Origin of the sequence: Vibrio olivae (assembly GCF_042428525.1) — a bacterium.
In the GTDB taxonomy this organism is placed as follows: Bacteria; Pseudomonadota; Gammaproteobacteria; order Enterobacterales; family Vibrionaceae; genus Vibrio; species Vibrio olivae.
The window spans coordinates 560,038-577,543 of record NZ_JBHMEP010000002.1; the positions used below are offsets into that span (position 1 = coordinate 560,038).

Here is a 17,506-nt window from a genome sequence, read left to right on the forward strand (position 1 = left end):
TGGTGGTTTACTAAAGATATTTAGTGATTTTGTATCATGGATGTTATACGGGTTGTCATTCTGTTTCAAATATCACGATGGCGAAATGAGAGGAAAAGCAGGTAGCTCCAATAGGCAAGCGCTAAACAAAATGCCATGGCCGCAGGTGCTGCTAGTGCGTCATTGTGATGATGTTCAAACAGTTTCGCGCCAACGTATCCGCCACCAATAAAGCCCAATAAAATAAAGCAGAATAATTTCGCTTTACGAAAATCAAACGCTTCGCCCCGTAAGCGAGCGCCGAGCATTAAACCGATGTCGGTCAAAATACCAGTCATATGTGTAGTACGAATCACGGCGCCACTGAAGGTTGGGATCATGGCATTTTGCAAGCCACAAGCCGCTGATGCGAAATATTGCCCAGTCAATAGATCAACATCTAACAACTTGAGGGCGACAACCAGCAGCCCTCCCTCGACACACAATGCGACGCCGTACCGGCGGCCGAGCTTAAGCGCGGTATTCTCGATCAACCAACCGCTAAACATCGCGCCCATCAGGAAGCTTAAGACAATCATTAGCAAATGTAGGGCACTGTGATTATCGACACCCAGTTGAGTTCCTAGAAGCGTGAGCGTGCCAGATAGATGAGAGACGGCTTGATGTTGAAAGCCAAGCAAACCTATTGCATTGACTAATCCTGCCAGCAGAGCAAGTAAAAAAGCGCCGTATTCAACCCATTTTGGTAATCGTGAAATCAAGTAACACTCCTTAAAAAGCGCACAAATTATAACGAGAGCGAAGTGATAAAAGTAGTCATAACTCAAGCTTTACCTTGATCCAAGGCATAGTATATGGCGTTGAGATGGGTTTACGAGTTAAAGCCGCGACAGTCATACACAGCGACTTTTATTCATTTACCCTGTTTAAATCGGGTTTCATCCTTTGTTAACTCTCAGAGCGTGATGTACATCAAATTATTTTGTGTAGAGGGTAAACTAAGTCTCACTATACTTTTTCATGTGAGCCCATACCTCAGTGGTACCAATAAGAGGCTCGAAATAGAGTGAGGGCACTGTTTAATCGTTACTTTGCTGCCACTTGCACCCAGTCACCCTGGGTAAGTTATTGTGTACTACGACTTGGAGTTGGAAATGATTAATAAACGCTTTTTTAAAACGAAAGATGAAGTTGAAGTGACCTTTGAGTTACCAGAAGAACAAGTAGACAGCAGCGCAGTGCTGGTCGCGGACTTTTCAGATTGGCAGCCAATCGCGATGCGACGTACCGGAAAAGGAAAAACATTTCGCTTTAAAACTCGCTTACCCAAAGACAGTCAATTCGAGTTTCGCTACTTAATCGATGACCAGCGCTGGGTCAATGACCCTCAGGCGGACTTATATAGACCAAATGGATTTGGTTCTGATAATGGGCTTGTTTCAACTTATGAATAAAATAACCTTCTGATAATAGAGATAAATAGATCACTAATCGGTGATTTTCATCTAAAAAAAAGGCGTTGATTCGCCTTTTTTTTATCAACATCACCTATCTCAAAGGTGACTTTTTTATAAAAATCCGTAATCTTATGCTTTTCAATCCAGATGATAAGCAAGGATAGAGTGTGAACGCCAAATCTATCACAACTCGTTTTACTGAGTTGCCATTACTGAAATTGACGGCACTTTTAAGTTTTCCTATCGCTGCTGCTATTGGAATTGTTGCACTTACCGAATCTTCCCTTCAAGGTACAGTCGAACTCTCTCTCCCAGAAACCGAAATCGTCAATAACATTTTGTTGTCTGACGCGGCGGATATTTATCACTTACCAGATTATGAGTATGTGATTCAGCCAGGTGATAGCCTAAGCAAAATCTTTGAACAGCTTGGTTTTGGTTACAGTGACTTAATGAAAGTCATGGAGACGGACTTAAACTATCTTGCTTTAGATACCTTGAAGCCGGGTAACACATTGCGCTTTTGGCGCTCAGAAAATGGTGTTAGCCTGCAAAAAATGGAATTGGAATTCAGCGTTGTAGAACGTGTTGTTTATACACGCTTGGATGATGGAACGTACGAATATAAAGATGTAAAAATTCCTGGAGTTTGGAAGGAATTGCCTTTGGTTGGCGAGATTCACGGTAGTTTTTCTCAATCAGTGGCAAAACTTGGCCTAACGAATGCAGAAATTGAGCAGGTTGTTGCTCTGCTTAAAGATAAGGTTAACTTTGCTCGCGATTTGCGTGCAGGTGACAAATTTGAACTGGTTCAGTCTCGACAATATGTTGGCGATACATTAACTGGTAATCGTGAAATTCAAGCCGTGAAACTTTTTAACCGTGGTCGAGTATGGAGTGCTTATCTGCATTCCGATGGCCAATACTACGATAAAAATGGTGAAAGTTTGCAGCGAGCGTTTCAGCGCCGCCCTGTTGCTGGAAATTATCGTATTAGTTCAAGTTTTAATCCCAATCGTAGGCACCCAGTGACTGGACGTATCGCGCCACATAACGGAACCGACTGGGCAACGCCGACGGGGACTCCCATTGTAGCCACAGGGGATGGCGTGGTTATTATGACGCGCAAACACCCTTATGCGGGGAACTACGTTGTTATCCAACATGGTAATACGTACAAAACGCGCTATCTTCACCTAAGCAAAATTTTAGTGCATAAAGGGCAGAAAGTGACGCGTGGTCAACGTATCGGTTTGTCTGGGAAAACTGGCCGAGTGACTGGGCCTCATATCCACTATGAGCTGATTGTTCGAGGACGCCCTGTTAATCCTGTGACCGCTAATATCCCAATGGCCAGTTCAGTACCGAAAAAAGAGATGACTGCGTTTAAATCACGTCGTGATGAGTTAGACCAAATGCTAAAAGCGCAGGAGCTCCAACTCGCGAGCCAAGGTGATACTTCTCCAGCCAGCTAATAAGCGAAAGCGAATAAAATAGCCCCCATTTGGGGGCTATTGATTTGAGGCTTTAGGGGTTATGCCAGAGTCTGTCAGATGATGTATTAAACTGGAGGGCGTTTCTGGCTTGGAAAAATAATAACCCTGAATTTTTTTACAGCCCATATCATGAAGTTTCTCTAAAGCTTCTTTCGTCTCAACACCTTCAGCGACTAAAGACACTTTCAGTTGTTCTGCAAGTTGAATGATCAGCCATACCACTCGTTCTGATGTCTCGTTACACAACATGTTGCGTACAAAAGTCGCATCGATTTTTATACAGTCAATGGGGTAACTGTGGATATAGTTTAAGCTTGAGTAACCTGTACCAAAGTCATCCAAAGCAACAGTAAACCCAAGGCTACGTAAACGGTCCAAAATTTTTCGGGCCTCACTGGTTTGGGTCAACAAGACCGTTTCAGTCAGTTCAATCGTAAAATCGCTTGGCGCGTATTGAAATTTATTAATAGTGTGTAACAAATGGTCTAAATAGCGAGCAGAGTCATTCAACTCATGGGCGGAACAGTTGAGACTTAGCCTAACGGTATAACCTAGTCCTTCCTCAAGCTGCTTTTTGGCTTCGCAAGCGAGTTCTATAATTCGCTCTCCTAGATCGACAATCAACCCAGATTGCTCCGCAGCTTCTATAAATTCCATAGGATAGATGACACCAAGCGTTTTGCTATGCCAGCGAGCAAGAATCTCGTAGTGGCGCCACTTAGGATCGTTTTTATCGACAATGGGTTGTACCAGTACATAAATTTCGCTGTCGGCAGAGAGGGGTTTGTTCAGCTCGTTTCTCAATGCGTCAATGACCATGGTTCTTCGGTAGTATTGAGCGCTTAGGTGGGTATCATAACATTGAATTTTATTGGTACGATTCTGCTTACACGCTTTGAGTGCTAAAGTGGCGTTGAGAATTAATTGATCTGCCGTTTGATGAGTATCCACTTTACGAGCAACACCGATGCTAATGCTAACTTTTATGTTGTGTGAAGAGTCAATAAAGCCGGCGTCCAATTTATCTATGATGTTTGAACATATCGCCAGTGGATCACTGGAAAACGTAATGAATGCAAATTCATCACCCGCTATACGAAATGAGAGTTGATCTTCTGGCACGGATTGCAAGATAGTGTTAGCCACAAATCGGATGATTTGATCACCGATGTAATTGCCGTAGAGATCGTTGATTGACTTAAAGTTATCAATATCCAGATAAGCAAGCGTGAAGTTTTCTTTACTATTTGCAGCGTAATATTCGAGCTTATCTGACAAAAAACTGCGATTCATTAAGCCAGTTAAATTGTCATGTGAGACTTCGTAACTGAGTTGATTAACTAAGCTATCCGAGCGTGCAGATAGCCATTTAGAGCGAAGGCTATGTACCACCACATTCGCAAAAAGTAGGTGATGAAAAATGACGTTTTGTTCGTCTTTGATGGCCGAATCGAAAGTCGACACTAGGATGCCGATGATCTCGCCGGATTTTGTTTTCAGGGGTACACCGACATAGCCTTCCAATTGATGGCTCTGTACATAGTCATCTTTTTTGAATATCTCTTTAAGCCCTGAACGGTAAATACTCACTGTTTGACCAGAGTTAATAACATGCTCACTGGCCGTACCGCGAACAAAAAAGGCCGAAACTTTATTTGCGTTATCTTGGCTTGAACACGCTAAAGGACGTGCTTTGGAATGAAACTTATCAATATCAAATATTACGGTACAAAAAGAGCCAAGATGACGGTGCAATTCATAAGTAACTTTTTGCAACAGTTCTTCGCCATCTAGAATCAGAGTTTCGTTCACAACAGAAAGATCAATCGTACTAGTGAGTTGTGAATTATTCGTCATATCTAAGTACCCACTCGGTCGTTAAAAAGCATTGTTAAGAATAACAATCATATGCACCATAATTACTATGGTATAGCATTTGTCTTTTTTCAACTTCCCGGCAAGATTGTTAAGTTTAGATTATAAGGTGATGTTTTATCTAACTTTCTTCATTGAGGCGTTGTTTTAGGTAGTCTAAAAACAATTTCGTGCGTGTATGTTGGTATTCCAGTTTTGGATAATAAGCATACACGGTAGCTTCATCAGCGTGAATGGCGGGTAATATGCGAGTCAGCTTGTTTAGCTGAAGATCCTCTTTGATCATTACATCGTTGGTCAGCAAGATGCCCATGCCATTTTTTGCTGCGTAAAACAGAGCTTCTGGGTTGGTGGTGGCAAAATTCCCACTCAATGTGATGCGCTCGCCTCCTGATAATTTGATCTCTCGTTGTGTTCGTTCTCCCCAGATCAGTGAGTTGTGCTGTTCCAGCTCTTGTATGGTTTGGGGAGCACCATAGTTGGCAATGTAACTCGGTGACGCATAAAAGCCAGCTTTGTGCTCAAACAGAGCGGTCGCTTTATAGCTTAACGAATTTAACTGCTCAATCTCACGGCTGATAAATAAATCGAGACGTAATTCAGGAAGTTGCCCGGGCGTAGTGGTCGTGAGTTGGATGCGAATTTCTGGGTATTTGTGCAAGAAGTCATCAAGGTACTGAACTAAGAACTTAGAGCCGACGGCAAGTGTTGCACCGATGCGCAATAACCCAGCGGGGGTTTGATTTACTGAGCGCGTCTCATCAATCAAAGACTGCCAACTGTCTAATTGCCCTTTGGCACGCTGATAGAACAGCGCTCCTGCCTCTGTTTGTGTGACTGATCGTGTTGTTCGCTTTAAAAGTTGAACACCAATTCTTTCCTCCAGTAAGTGGATACGCTTACTGATTGCCGAGCTTGTGGTATCAAGTTTACGCGCGGCTCCATTAAAACTGCTTTCATCAACAACTGCGATATAGCTTCTGACACTTTGGATCCAATCCATAATCTCCTGCTTCGTCCTTTGTGGAATGAATATGTTTCTATTTCTAAGTATTATCACACAAAAGGCAATAGTCATAGTCGCTTATGGGTGTTCATCTCAAGGCATAGAGGCTTGAATACCCGGAAGGTACTGATAGAATGCCGCAAAACATCCCAAGGAAATCAGGTTATGCAGCACAATGAATTTGTCGCGTTGGTTAAACGCTTATTAGAAGAACAGAATTTGCCTAGCGCGCTTGCCGTACTTAAAAACAGTGAGGACACTGAAGTGGCTTCTGCTGCTCATTCCTTAACTGGTCAATTTTCGTTGGCTGAAATCGAAGGTGAGCGACGAATTTATCACATTTCAATTGAAAAGGACGATCAAGGTGTTGAGCAAGAGTATGTTGAGCACGTGATGAATGAGGGGGATGATTTAATTCGATTTGTTGCTTGGTTCTTTGACTCCCAATTCGATATTAAACGCAAAGAGACGTATCAAGTTGCTGGAAAAACATATCGTCAAGAAAAAAGATCCTAAAATGTGATTTAAGTATTGTTTTTGTTAAAAATGTGATTATAATCACTCTTAAGCAGTTAAGAGGAGCAAATTATAATGAACAACGATTTTTGCAATGCATATTTAGGTCAAATGCTCGTCAAACAGGGCATGATTGAGAACCATCAGACTAAAAGCTCGACGAAAAAACAGTCTACTTTAAAAAATTGGTGGAAGCAGGCTCGTCAGTTTGAGTTCAAGCAATTGCTACCATCTTTTTAATCTTAAAACCCAGCGAAATCGCTGGGTTTTTTGTTTAATGCTAACGAGAGTGAGATTTTGGGTGGGTGATAGCCACGACATTATTCGGGAAGTACTGTGTTCCCTTTTTTTCTATCCAAAGTTTTAAATCACTCGCGCCACCTACATAGTGGTCTTCAAGCCAAATTTGCGGCACCGTGACCGGTGTTTTGTTGCCAATAATCGCTTTAACCTCGGGGATCATTCGGTAAAGGTGTTGGCTATCATTCACCACATCACGATACTCATAGTTAATCCCGGCTTCATCCAGCATCTGTTTTGCTTCAATACAAAATGGGCAATGCGCTTTGCCATAAATGATGTTACCACGCAGAGTATCTCGTTTAGACCATTGCTCAATAACGGCTTGCACAAGGACTCCCCGGTTTAGCGCTTCCCCTTGGCTAATGACTTTGTTTTCGACCATCACAATTGGCGCATGCCAGGCACCACGTTTCAATGGCTGCCACCAACAGGAAAGCCAATCTTTTTCGGTCAAACGAATCGGTATACCAAACAGTTCATTATCGAATGTGTCATTGAGAATGTCTTTTGTCAGTGTGCATTCCCCACATGGTATTTTGACTTTAAATGGGCCCCAATGCCCTGCCCAGCGGTAGAGTGTGATATTGATTGGGTCTGCCATGGATGTACCTCGTTATCTGCACTTCTGATAAAGAACGGTGAGCGGAGATTTTTATTTCACTCATCTACTCATTATGGAGGTTGTTAAATGAGATAGCACAAAAAAATGTGTCAAATTCAAAGGTGAGAATATTTTGGACGGCGCGAGATAAAGGCGATAATCATTATGTGATGTGGTCGGCGGTCAGTCTGAGCGTCATCGCTTAAGATTATAGATAAAAAAAACTCCCCTTAAAAAAGGGGAGTAAAGAACATGAATGGTTCGTAGTTTCTGCCACGGGTTTCCCCACTACGAAAAAGAAGCACAAACGCTGCCGAGCATTTGTAATTATATTAATGCAGGTGGCGTGCCAACTTTTAAAACCCCATAAATCCGCCATAAACGGTCATTTTTCTACCTAACGTCCTATTTTTAGGAGCAATTTTGGTGAAATGTTGCTTCAATATGGTGCATTAGAGGAGTTTGTGGTGCGCACTTCACCTCACATCAATATTCAATGGTTTAAAAATCGTAACGGATACCCGCTTGAAGTTGATCATCAAGATTATCAATTTGCTCGAATTTATAACCTGCATAGGTACGTAAGTTACCGTTGAACTTGTAAACGGCTTCAACAGCAAAGTTGTCTTCCGTGTCGGTATCATCAATTTCTTGATAGTTGTAGACAGCCACCAGTGTCGTTTTACCAATTTTATATTTAGCGCTTGCTTCGATAGCCGTTGCGTCTTCATCAGCAATGCTACCAATCCCGTAAAGGGCGGCGAGAGTCAGAGCTTGCACCTTATATTCAGCCGCTAAGTTGAACTGGCTATCTGTATCATCGGCGGTATCTTGCGCAACGTAACCCGCACCAAGCTTTAAACCAAAATCAAAGGCATATAAACCGGACATTCCGTAGCTGTCACCATCCTTTTCACGAGCGGCAATGTAGTTTGCTTGAATCGTTAGGTTATTGAATTCACCAGAGTAGAAAAAGTTGTTTTCACGTTTATCTTTGTTGCCAGCGACTAGGTCAGCGGCATCGGCACCAAACGTGGCCATTGTATCGGTCAAATCGGTGATTTGGACTTGTGCAGAATCTTGTTTACCGTAAGAAACGGCACCGAAAGCGCCACCGAGGCCCGCAAACACATAGCGGTTAGTGATGTCTTCATCAGTATCCATCTCGGCTTCATATTTACCAAAACCGTACAGGGTGTCATCGAGTTGAGTTTTTCCCTTCAAATTCACACGAGCACGTGATTTATCTTTAAATGTACTGTTATTGGCGTCTTCATTGTTATCTGAAACATTGAATCGTGCCTCGGCACGGCCGCCAATTTTTAGCTCGCTGGCATCATCTTTGTAGACCGTCGCGGCGAGAGTTGAACCAGAAAATAACGTGAGTAACACTGCTGAAGAAATAGTAGACTTTTTCATTTTTGCTTTAACCTTATGGACGTAAACTTTAGAGCGATCCTGCTCTTTAAGAACGTGTTCAAGGTAGCCATAAACTATTAACTTTTTATTGCTTTTCAGTGATATAACAGTGGCAATTGTGTGTCGTCTTGATGACTACATTAAGAACAATATTCACTGTGATGAATATTGGTGAGCATTTAGGGCTAGCCACTGAGGTTGGGTTTTGAGATACTTTTGTTGAGTATATTGTGCACAACTTAATTGGAGCTTTTATGAGCCGCTGCGTTCCTGAATCCTCATCATCAGACCATGAATCGCCGTTACTACTGCTGGACAACCAAGTTTGCTTTCCCTTGTACAGTGCCGCCAACGCGATTATTCGTACCTATCGTCCACTGCTTGATGAGTTGGATCTCACCTACGCGCAGTATTTAACGATGATGGTACTTTGGGAACAAAACGGAATCAGCGTAAAAGCGTTAGGAGAAAAACTACATCTTGACTCAGGAACTTTGACGCCTCTGCTAAAGCGCTTGGAAGCCAAAGGCTATGTAGAGAGAAAGCGTAGTGAGAGTGATGAACGGATAAGAGTCCTGTTACTGACCGAACAAGGGGAGCAGCTGAAGCTCAGAGCAGTCAATGTGCCAGAGCAGATGGTTTGCCAGTTTGGATTAGACGTGGATGAAATGCTTCAATTAAAAGCTTTGTGCTTGAAAGTATTAAAAAACTTTGGGGCATGATCGTAGTTTTATAGCGAGTAAATCGATATTTTAACCCGCCACCGCTAGGATAGGATGTGGCTGCTATTTATTCAGGGAAGAACAAAGATGTATGATATCCGTGTTGGAGAAAAGAGGATTAAACCGACCAAAGTGGTTTGCGTTGGTCGAAACTATTTAGAACATATTCAAGAGCTTAATAACGCTATTCCTCAACAAATGGTGCTGTTTAATAAGCCAGTGACGGCGATATCAAATCAACTGAAAGCGGGCTTAGATGAGCCGAATCACTATGAGGCAGAAATATGTTTCGTGGTAAAGAAAGGCGAATTTCATGCCGTCGGAGTGGGGCTAGATTTGACTAAACGCCGCCTTCAATCTCAATTAAAAGAGAAAGGCTTACCTTGGGAACGTGCTAAGGCCTTTGATGGTTCTGCCGTTCTAAGCCGATTTGTTCCTTTAAAAGGCGTTAATATTGATGAATTGCAATTGGAGCTTTTAATCAATTGTGTACGCGTGCAATATGGCGAAGTCAAACAGATGATCTATCCACCTCATACGATTTTGGATGAGATAAAAAGCTTCAGTACCTTGTGTGATGGGGACGTTGTGATGACAGGCACCCCAAAAGGGGTTGGGGAAGTCCACCATGGTGACGTGTTCCTAGCTAGACTCAAAGTCGGTGACTTTACATTGGTCGAAGTTGAATGGGCTGTCGATTAAAACACGCCCAATTTGATGATCAAAAATCCTGTCATGCTTAACACGGTTGTCAGTAATACATTGTGGGTTTTCCAAGCGATGAGTGCTGCCATGACAGCGCCGAGCAAAAATGGATTGCTTACGCTCAAATCTAATTCTCCCGAAGGCGCGAAGACGATAGGAGCCCATATGGCAGAAAGTACGGCAGGGCTAGAGTAATTAAGCAGGCGATGAGTCTCGGTGCCGAGCTTTATAGGTAACTTCGGTTCTAGAAACAGATAACGGCTGATGAATACGATGACGGCCATCAGACAAATTGCCAGTAGAATCATGAGCGGTTCGTTCCCCATACTTCCGTTAAATAACCCGCTATCATTGCTGTAACACTCGAAATAATTAATGCACCAGGTAGTTCGAGCAGCGATAAGGCTACGGATAGAAACAAGGCCACGGTGACGGAAACCAATACCGGCTTGCTTTTTATCGTAGGGATAACAATCGCAATAAAGGTCGCGGCGACCGCAAATTCTAACCCCCATTGGTCCATCTCTGGTATGGAATTTCCTGCCAAAATCCCGATGAGAGACGCGATGTTCCAACATAGATAAAAGCTAGCCCCCGCCCCTAAGGCGAACCAAGGGTGAAATTCCTGATGAGATTGCTTTCCACATAATGCAAATAATTCATCAGTCAGTAAGAATCCTAAGGTGAGTCGCCAAGGGGTAGAAAGGTCCTTAATTTTCCCACGCATTGAAACGCTGTACAGCAGGTGGCGGGAAGTAATAAACAATGTTGTGAGCAACATTGTTGTAAGTCCTGCGCCGGCTTTTATCATGCCAGTGGCGACTAATTGTGCGGCGCCTGCAAATAAAATGGCGGAAAGCGCCTGACTCTCAACAAACGTCAAGCCTGATTGTGCAGCAAAGGACCCTGCTAATAGGCCCCAGGGTAAAACGGCGATGGTGAGAGGAAGCATCGCAATCGTCCCTTTCCAAAATAGCCGACTTTTTGATAATGATACGGGGTGTTGTGAAGCCGTACTGCTCATGCGTGTTCCTGATACAAAAGAGGGAGTATTTAAGCGCATTCAGTCTAAAGTGCTGAATTAGTAACTTGCTAATTTATAATGAAATTATTTCTAATGTAACCCATATTGTTTGGGCGTGATACCCATAGCACGTTTGAAATGACGGTGAAAATGGCTTTGATCATGAAACCCGCTTTGGTGGGCCGCATGGATGATTGGCACCCCACACTTTAGCAAAGATTGCGCGTGTCTCAGCCTCGATTGAATCTGGTATGCATGCGGTGACAATCCAAACTGCTTGTTAAACGCTCGAATAAAATGAAAAGGACTAAGTGCAGCCATATCCGCGAGTTCTTCAAGTGAAACATCCTGTTGAGGAAAATCATCAAGGAACTCTTTTACGAGTAGCAGCCTTGGTGTCGAGTTGATTCCTTTGGCTGACCTACGTACTTTTGCGTGGCGGCTCAATAGGCTAACTAAGCTTTGATAGATTAAGGTATCTCGTTCTAAACGGTGATGTGAACGTCTTAATGCCTCAAAGGCAAGGCGAAACTGGGTGGCTAATACGGGATCGTCAACCACGGCTTGTGGAAAATAGGGGGCTCCAAGATGTGGTTGTCCCATTTGCTCTGCGATTTGCTCAAATAGCTGAGGAAGGGGGTAGAGCGCACGATATGCCCAACCGCTAGCGACGGCTGAATGACCCGTATGAACTTCATCTGCGTTCACTAAGATAATACTATTTTTCGGAGCGACATGATTACCACCCGTTCGATAAAAGCGCTGAGCGCCCCGCTCGATAACCCCGATAGTAAAGCCTTCATGGCTATGACGTGAAAACGTTTGAGTGTGATATTGCGCTTCCAGCATTTCGATTCCACCGAGCGCTTCAGAACGATGAAAGTCAGCCTTTTCTTTACGCGTTTTTTGTTGATAATCTTTCATTCTTCACCATCCCTGAACGTTGTTATGCAGTGTACAATAAATGCCTGGATGGGGTTTGTACAAAATTGCGCTATTCGATGATTGGGTCGAGGTAGCTTAAGTGTTTTTTCGCGTACCAAGGCCTCATATGATTTGCGTCTTTGTAATAGTAATTGAAGTTACTATCCATCACCTGACAGACATCATCGCATAAGAAATCAATAGGATCGATTTTGACCACATCCGCCGCCTCGGGGATCTGCTCCAGTGCAGTGTAATGTAGGGTGTAGTTTTCTTTGGCTTGTTGTTTAGTAATGAACCGTTTTAAATTCCTGCGTGTTGACATTTTTGGATCAAACTCTGGTCCTTTGGGTTCACCTAAGATAACAAACACTTCTTGAGATTTATTTTTTACGAATTTTAGAAAGGTATTATATTCAGAAATCCGTTTTTGTATTTGCTGATTCTTGATGATCTCGCTGTCTGATAAATAGCCATCAAACCCATAAAAAGAGGTGACAATTTTATCAAATTTCACTTCATCAAAGAGCGCTTGATAATTCTGAATGTTGAGGCAGCTCCACTTTGGATTGACGAAGGATGGGGAAACAAAGCAGCCTTCTGCTGTATCGTAATAAATATTATATTCGCTTCCAAAGCTTGCTACGTAAGGGTAGGTTTGCTCTATATGGCTTGCACCAATGAACAAGATATTCTTATCAGACGTTCCTTTAATAAAACGAATGTGGTTGTCTCCAATTTTTAAATTAGGGTCAGGGTATTGCCAATCAGAAATCGCGGTGATGGCGTTTTGGTTAATTTGTCGTAAGTCGTTTGAATATCGAGATAAGAAACCATTATTGGCGATAACGACCAGCCCAACGATGGCCAGTGAAAAAACCATATAGCCGGGCTTAAAGCGTAAATAGTCCTTTGTGGTTTTTAATTGTGACGTTAGTTTGACTCGCTCGATAAAATAATAACTTAAAAACCCCAAGAGCACAGAGAGCAAAATACCGGCATAAATGAAAGTATGGCTCAGAGCAAAATAGTGGATGGCGACGACAACCGGCCAGTGCCAGAGGTAGATGGAATATGACCATTTGCCTAAGTATTGAAAGATAATATTACCCGTGATGAAACTGTCATTCCGTTGTGCTTGAATGATCAAAAAAGCACCGGTAACAGGAATAGAGGCAAGGTAACCCGGCCAGAAATTTTGCTTAGATAACAAGAAATAGCTCACGATAATCAGTGCGATACCGATCAGTTCCAAGGATTTTTTACTCTTGTTATTGTTGATGTTTAATGGGTAAAGATAGGCAAGCCCGCCCACCATCATTTCCCACGCTCGGCTAGGGAATAGGTAGTAAGCAGGTGTTCGCCACTGATAACTGACCAGAATACAAAAGAGAAACCCCAATAAGGTCACTGCAACCAAAAGCGCTTTTATGGATTTCACCGAGATAAACTTTTTCAGCGTTACCAGCACTAACGGATAAAGTATATAAAACTGCCATTCTGTCGATAGTGACCAAGTATGTAATAGCCATTTTTCCAAAGAAGAGGCGCTAAAATACCCAGCCTCACGCCAATAGACAATATTAGACACAAAGGTAATGCTACTCGCGGCGTGTTTGCCTAATGCTTTATAGTCATAGGCGGTCAAATAAAACCAGCCAAATATCAGTAGTACAATGCACAGCACCGCTAAAGCAGGAATAATTCTATTGGCGCGAGCGACATAAAAGGTGACAATAGAGAAGTTATTTTTGTCAAAGCCTCTAAATATAATTCCTGTCATTAAAAAACCAGAAATCACGAAAAATACATCAACACCAGCAAACCCGCCGGGCATCCAACTTGAATTGAAATGAAATAGCATTACCGAAATAATCGCTATTGCGCGTAATCCATTTATATCCTTTCTAAATTGCACTACCTTGCTCCATTAAGTTTACAAGTCAATTCCATGTCAGCGTAGTGTTAGTATCTTATAAGTAGCTCAATAAATAATCAGTGAAAATAAGTCTCTATATTAAGATCCGATAAATTTGCGATTAAACATTGAGAAAAGGAATTTGCAGTAGCGAGTTTTGGGGAAAGGAGAGGAGTTTAAGACGTTAATCTTTGAACCAAGCGAAGATACGTTGAAGCCAAGAACGTTGTTGAGAGGTGTTTTGTTTTCCTAGGTAGTAACTTTGCATGAAGTTGCTTCGGCGTACTTCGAGGTCACCGGAAAAATGTTGTGTGAGTATTTGGGCGGTATGACGTGCATGATCGTTAGCAAGGCTAAAATCAAGTGCTAAATACCCTTGGAGGTAAATCCAAGCATGTGTAATAAGTACCAGTTGCTGCTCTGAATGGAGTTCAAATTTGTGTTGGTGCTCATCACCTAGGTTTTGCTTAATGGCATCGAAAACATGGGCCGCAGATTGGCCCTGGTTCTCAACCATTGCCATCGCTTCAATGTGTGCTTTGGTCAATAGTCCAAGTAGCACATTGTTATCATCCTTATTAGCTTGTGCGCGCTCAAAAAGCGCACTATTTTGCTCAATAAATGCCTGCCACAATGGGCTATCTGCGGGAAAGGGACTCGATTCTAAAATATTGAGCTGATGAAGGCGATGTTCAAGTGTATTCATTGCAGGTCATCACGGGGAAATTTGTTGCTATGCTAATGTGGATTGCGTAGAGAGTAAATGCAGGGTAAAAACAAAAATAGCCAGCAATGCTGGCTATTTTTAAAAACTTAAAGCTACTTTAAAATTAAAGTACTTTGATGTTTTCAGCTTGAGGGCCTTTTTGACCTTGAGTTACGCTGAACTCAACAGCTTGGCCTTCAGTTAGAGTACGGAAACCGTCGCCAGTGATTGCGCTGAAGTGAGCGAATACGTCAGGGCCGTTTTCTTGCTGAATAAAACCAAAACCTTTAGTTTCGTTGAACCATTTTACTGTTCCAGTAACTGTATTAGACATAATATAAATCCTGTTAAAATAATGTTAGCCGATAAAGGCACGATAGCGCGTAAAAGTAGATTGCTATTGCGTACGGTACGACTGAGGAGTTACAAGAAACTCAACGAAACGCAGGTGTAGACAATGAATCGATTTCTAGCTGCGGTCTAGTCTGAGAGAGCAGCTAAGTTAAGTCAACTAAAATATCTCGGCAAAAGCTAAATAAAGTCAGATTTCGCTTCGTTTTATGCGCTAGGTTATGTTTTTGTTTTTTGAGTGCTGAATTTCATATCAATGTCACAACGGTTCCAACTTTGAAACAGAGCAGAACAACGTCACATCTTTCTGTGACTTAGCGAATTTGAACGTCGTTTACTGCGCGCTAATTCATCCGTATTCCCGAATTGGCGAGTTTTTATACCTCAAAAGTGCTGTTACAACTTGAAACATTTTAATTGGCAGCTTGTAATGTTGTGTAAATGTTAAATTGGAATTATTCCGCTTGGTTGTTGACGCGAAGCAGTTCTTACTAAACAAGTTTTTTATTAGCGCAAGATCATTTATTTAACATCTGTTTTGTAAGCAAAAAGTGTGAATTATAAAGACCGTTTCTGGCTTGTAATTTTGTCTAGAGCTGACGAAAATGGTGGAAAGTAAGATTTCATAATTGAAAGTTGTCCATTCGGTTTATTGCGAGGTGTTGTATGAAATTGCTGCTGATTGGTTTGCTGTCTGTGTCTGGGGGAATTGCTTCCGCAGAACATTTCCACTCTTTTATCTTGGGGCTCTCGATCTCAAGCCTAGCTGTTGGCACGTGTTATTGGTTCGCGTTTCGCTCAAGCCGCTACCCACAGCTTGCGCTGTTGTTGCTTGGTCTTGGGATGTTCGCCAAGCTAACAGTAACCGTAGTGGGGGTAAGTTGGGGTATTTCTGAGAATCTTATCACCTCGCCATTTGTGTTTGCTTTGTCTTATCTCTTTTTCTCTATTGTAGCGACCTATTTATGGTTTGCTTATCGTGATAAGGGAAAGCGATTCACGCAGAGATTAGTCGCACGTTTTGCACATTAGAAAAAGCTCGCCACTGGCGAGCTTTTTAGTTTTCAGCCGACTTAGCTTGGCCCTTGGCTGCGGTTTGCCGAATAAGAAACTGTTGCATGGCTTGAAGGTCAAGGAAACCGTCTGCTTTTTTGTGTGCTCGCAAGTATTGGTATCCCGCAATCATTTGTCTATGATCCTCAATCTGGGTGGGTAACTGACCGAAAACATGCTGATAAGCCCGTTGATAGGCTTCGATATCGACAACCTCGGCTTGACGATAGAAATAACCACAACCGGTTGCGAGCCATTCTAATGAGCAATTGGCTTTCATTGCGATTTGATTGGCTTTGCTCAGGCTAGGTTCACTGCCGCGCAGATACTTGCGGACAAGCGCTTCGGAAAGCTCGACGCGCCGGGCGAATCCACTGATGGTTTCTTCACCAATAAGTTGCTTTAAACGTGCTGCGAAACTCAAATTTCGTACTCCAGTTCGAATTCATCCGCAGTATACGTTGAGCTTGTGTAGAAACAAGCATAACCTCTTAGGCAAAATTAAATGGAGGTAACAACATGGTACCCACAACGACGATAGCCCCTCAAGGCCCAGAATTCTCTCGGTTTGTTCAGGGGTATTGGCGTCTGGCAGATTGGGGGTTGACCCCTCAGCAGCGTCTTACATTCTTAAAGCAACATGTCGATCTCGGTGTCACCACCGTTGATCATGCCGATATTTACGGAAACTATGAATGTGAAGCGTTATTTGGAGAGGCGCTGAAGCTTGATCCAAGTATGCGTGAACAAATTCAAATCGTCACTAAATGTGATATCAAGCTGTGCAGTGACAAGTTTCCTGAGCGAAAAATTAATCACTACGACACCAGTGCAGCATATATCTATGAGTCGGTGAACAATGCTTTACAGCGGCTGAATGTTGAGCAATTGGATGTATTGCTCATTCATCGTCCAGATGTACTCATGGATGCTGACGAGGTCGCAGAGGCGTTTCAGGAGCTGTATAAAATTGGCAAAGTGAAACATTTCGGGGTCTCAAACTTTTCGTCTGCTCAATTCAGTTTACTGCAATCGCGTTTATCTAAGCCGTTGGTCACCAATCAAGTAGAAATTAACCCCTTGAATTTTGAGGTCGCACACGATGGTACGTTGGATCTACTCCAACAGATGTCGATCCAGCCAATGGCTTGGTCGTGTTTGGCTGGTGGCCGTTTGTTTAGTAATAATGATGAGCAAGCCAAGCGAGTACGCGCCGAGTTAGACGCCATTCGAGAAGAAATTGGTGCGCAGTCGATTGACCAAGTGATTTTTGCTTGGATTATGCGGTTGCCATCCAAACCATTGCCAATTATTGGTAGTGGTAAAATTGAGCGAGTGGAAGCCGCTGTCCAGTCTCTAGATTTTACGTTAACTCGTGAGCAATGGTATCGAGTTTGGGTTGCCTCTAAAGGTTATAATGTGCCTTAAGAAGTGCCTTATCTGAGTACAAA

At 42.7% G+C, this 17,506-nt stretch carries 19 protein-coding genes; 7 read left to right on the forward strand and 12 right to left on the reverse strand.

Annotated elements, in window-relative coordinates:
- Positions 1-65: 65 nt before the first annotated feature.
- Positions 66-740 (reverse strand): YoaK family protein, encoded by a 675-nt coding sequence (locus tag ACFFUV_RS12405; protein WP_390193070.1) that lies wholly within the window; start codon positions 738-740, stop codon positions 66-68.
- Between the two features lie 393 nt (positions 741-1,133).
- Here ACFFUV_RS12405 and ACFFUV_RS12410 point away from each other — a divergent pair, with 393 nt between their 5' ends.
- Positions 1,134-1,433, forward strand: coding sequence for an isoamylase early set domain-containing protein (locus ACFFUV_RS12410; protein WP_390193072.1), 300 nt, complete (start codon positions 1,134-1,136; stop codon positions 1,431-1,433).
- Between the two features lie 170 nt (positions 1,434-1,603).
- Positions 1,604-2,911 (forward strand): peptidoglycan DD-endopeptidase ShyA, encoded by a 1,308-nt coding sequence (gene shyA / locus ACFFUV_RS12415; RefSeq protein WP_390193074.1) that lies wholly within the window; start codon positions 1,604-1,606, stop codon positions 2,909-2,911.
- Positions 2,912-2,947: 36 nt separating this feature from the next.
- On the opposite strand, the gene ACFFUV_RS12420 is transcribed toward shyA, so the two are convergent.
- On the reverse strand, positions 2,948-4,789 hold the full coding sequence (locus ACFFUV_RS12420; protein WP_390193076.1) for a sensor domain-containing phosphodiesterase: 1,842 nt from the start codon (positions 4,787-4,789) through the stop codon (positions 2,948-2,950).
- Positions 4,790-4,928: 139 nt separating this feature from the next.
- A complete protein-coding gene (locus ACFFUV_RS12425) occupies positions 4,929-5,810 on the reverse strand; it encodes a LysR family transcriptional regulator (RefSeq protein ID WP_390193078.1) in 882 nt (293 codons plus the stop codon).
- Between the two features lie 168 nt (positions 5,811-5,978).
- Between ACFFUV_RS12425 and ACFFUV_RS12430 the strand changes: the two genes are divergently transcribed.
- Entirely contained in the window at positions 5,979-6,329 is a 351-nt protein-coding gene (locus tag ACFFUV_RS12430) for a hypothetical protein (protein WP_390193079.1), read from the forward strand.
- 280 nt (positions 6,330-6,609) lie between these two features.
- Here the strand turns inward: ACFFUV_RS12430 and ACFFUV_RS12435 are convergent, their stop codons facing one another.
- Together ACFFUV_RS12435 and ACFFUV_RS12440 are read right to left on the reverse strand one after the other, a co-directional pair.
- Positions 6,610-7,233: a glutaredoxin family protein gene (locus ACFFUV_RS12435; protein ID WP_390193081.1), complete on the reverse strand. Its 624-nt coding sequence runs from the start codon at positions 7,231-7,233 to the stop codon at positions 6,610-6,612.
- Positions 7,234-7,734: 501 nt separating this feature from the next.
- Positions 7,735-8,652, reverse strand: coding sequence for a porin (locus tag ACFFUV_RS12440; protein ID WP_390193084.1), 918 nt, complete (start codon positions 8,650-8,652; stop codon positions 7,735-7,737).
- Positions 8,653-8,906: 254 nt separating this feature from the next.
- Here ACFFUV_RS12440 and ohrR point away from each other — a divergent pair, with 254 nt between their 5' ends.
- Both ohrR and ACFFUV_RS12450 read left to right on the forward strand, forming a co-directional pair.
- Positions 8,907-9,374, forward strand: coding sequence for a transcriptional regulator OhrR (gene ohrR / locus ACFFUV_RS12445; RefSeq protein WP_390193085.1), 468 nt, complete (start codon positions 8,907-8,909; stop codon positions 9,372-9,374).
- Between the two features lie 87 nt (positions 9,375-9,461).
- Positions 9,462-10,076, forward strand: a complete 615-nt coding sequence (locus tag ACFFUV_RS12450) for a fumarylacetoacetate hydrolase family protein (protein ID WP_390193087.1) — start codon at positions 9,462-9,464, stop codon at positions 10,074-10,076.
- Here the strand turns inward: ACFFUV_RS12450 and ACFFUV_RS12455 are convergent.
- From ACFFUV_RS12455 to ACFFUV_RS12480, 6 genes are all read right to left on the reverse strand, one after another.
- A complete protein-coding gene (locus ACFFUV_RS12455; RefSeq protein ID WP_390193089.1) occupies positions 10,073-10,387 on the reverse strand; it encodes a branched-chain amino acid transport AzlD family protein in 315 nt (104 codons plus the stop codon). The two genes, ACFFUV_RS12450 and ACFFUV_RS12455, sit on opposite strands and share 4 nt — an antisense overlap.
- Entirely contained in the window at positions 10,384-11,103 is a 720-nt protein-coding gene (locus ACFFUV_RS12460) for an AzlC family ABC transporter permease (protein ID WP_390193092.1), read from the reverse strand. Before ACFFUV_RS12460 ends, ACFFUV_RS12455 begins: the two co-directional genes overlap by 4 nt.
- Before the next feature lie 90 nt (positions 11,104-11,193).
- Positions 11,194-12,027 (reverse strand): AraC family ligand binding domain-containing protein, encoded by an 834-nt coding sequence (locus tag ACFFUV_RS12465; protein ID WP_390193095.1) that lies wholly within the window; start codon positions 12,025-12,027, stop codon positions 11,194-11,196.
- Between the two features lie 70 nt (positions 12,028-12,097).
- Positions 12,098-13,945 (reverse strand): acyltransferase family protein, encoded by a 1,848-nt coding sequence (locus tag ACFFUV_RS12470; protein WP_390193098.1) that lies wholly within the window; start codon positions 13,943-13,945, stop codon positions 12,098-12,100.
- Between the two features lie 184 nt (positions 13,946-14,129).
- On the reverse strand, positions 14,130-14,651 hold the full coding sequence (locus tag ACFFUV_RS12475; RefSeq protein WP_390193101.1) for a hypothetical protein: 522 nt from the start codon (positions 14,649-14,651) through the stop codon (positions 14,130-14,132).
- A gap of 124 nt (positions 14,652-14,775) precedes the next feature.
- Positions 14,776-14,985 carry a cold-shock protein gene (locus tag ACFFUV_RS12480; RefSeq protein ID WP_093272982.1) on the reverse strand — a complete coding sequence of 70 codons (210 nt, stop codon included), beginning with the start codon at positions 14,983-14,985 and terminating at the stop codon, positions 14,776-14,778.
- 683 nt (positions 14,986-15,668) lie between these two features.
- On the opposite strand from ACFFUV_RS12480, the gene ACFFUV_RS12485 reads away from it, so the two are divergent.
- Positions 15,669-16,034 (forward strand): NADH:ubiquinone oxidoreductase, encoded by a 366-nt coding sequence (locus ACFFUV_RS12485; RefSeq protein ID WP_390193108.1) that lies wholly within the window; start codon positions 15,669-15,671, stop codon positions 16,032-16,034.
- A gap of 25 nt (positions 16,035-16,059) precedes the next feature.
- Here ACFFUV_RS12485 and ACFFUV_RS12490 read toward each other — a convergent pair whose 3' ends face one another.
- The gene (locus tag ACFFUV_RS12490; RefSeq protein ID WP_390193111.1) at positions 16,060-16,479 is read right to left on the reverse strand and encodes an XRE family transcriptional regulator; all 420 of its coding nucleotides are present in this window, start codon (positions 16,477-16,479) and stop codon (positions 16,060-16,062) included.
- Between the two features lie 95 nt (positions 16,480-16,574).
- Between ACFFUV_RS12490 and ACFFUV_RS12495 the strand changes: the two genes are divergently transcribed.
- Positions 16,575-17,483 (forward strand): aldo/keto reductase, encoded by a 909-nt coding sequence (locus ACFFUV_RS12495; protein WP_390193114.1) that lies wholly within the window; start codon positions 16,575-16,577, stop codon positions 17,481-17,483.
- The last annotated feature ends 23 nt before the right edge of the window (positions 17,484-17,506 follow it).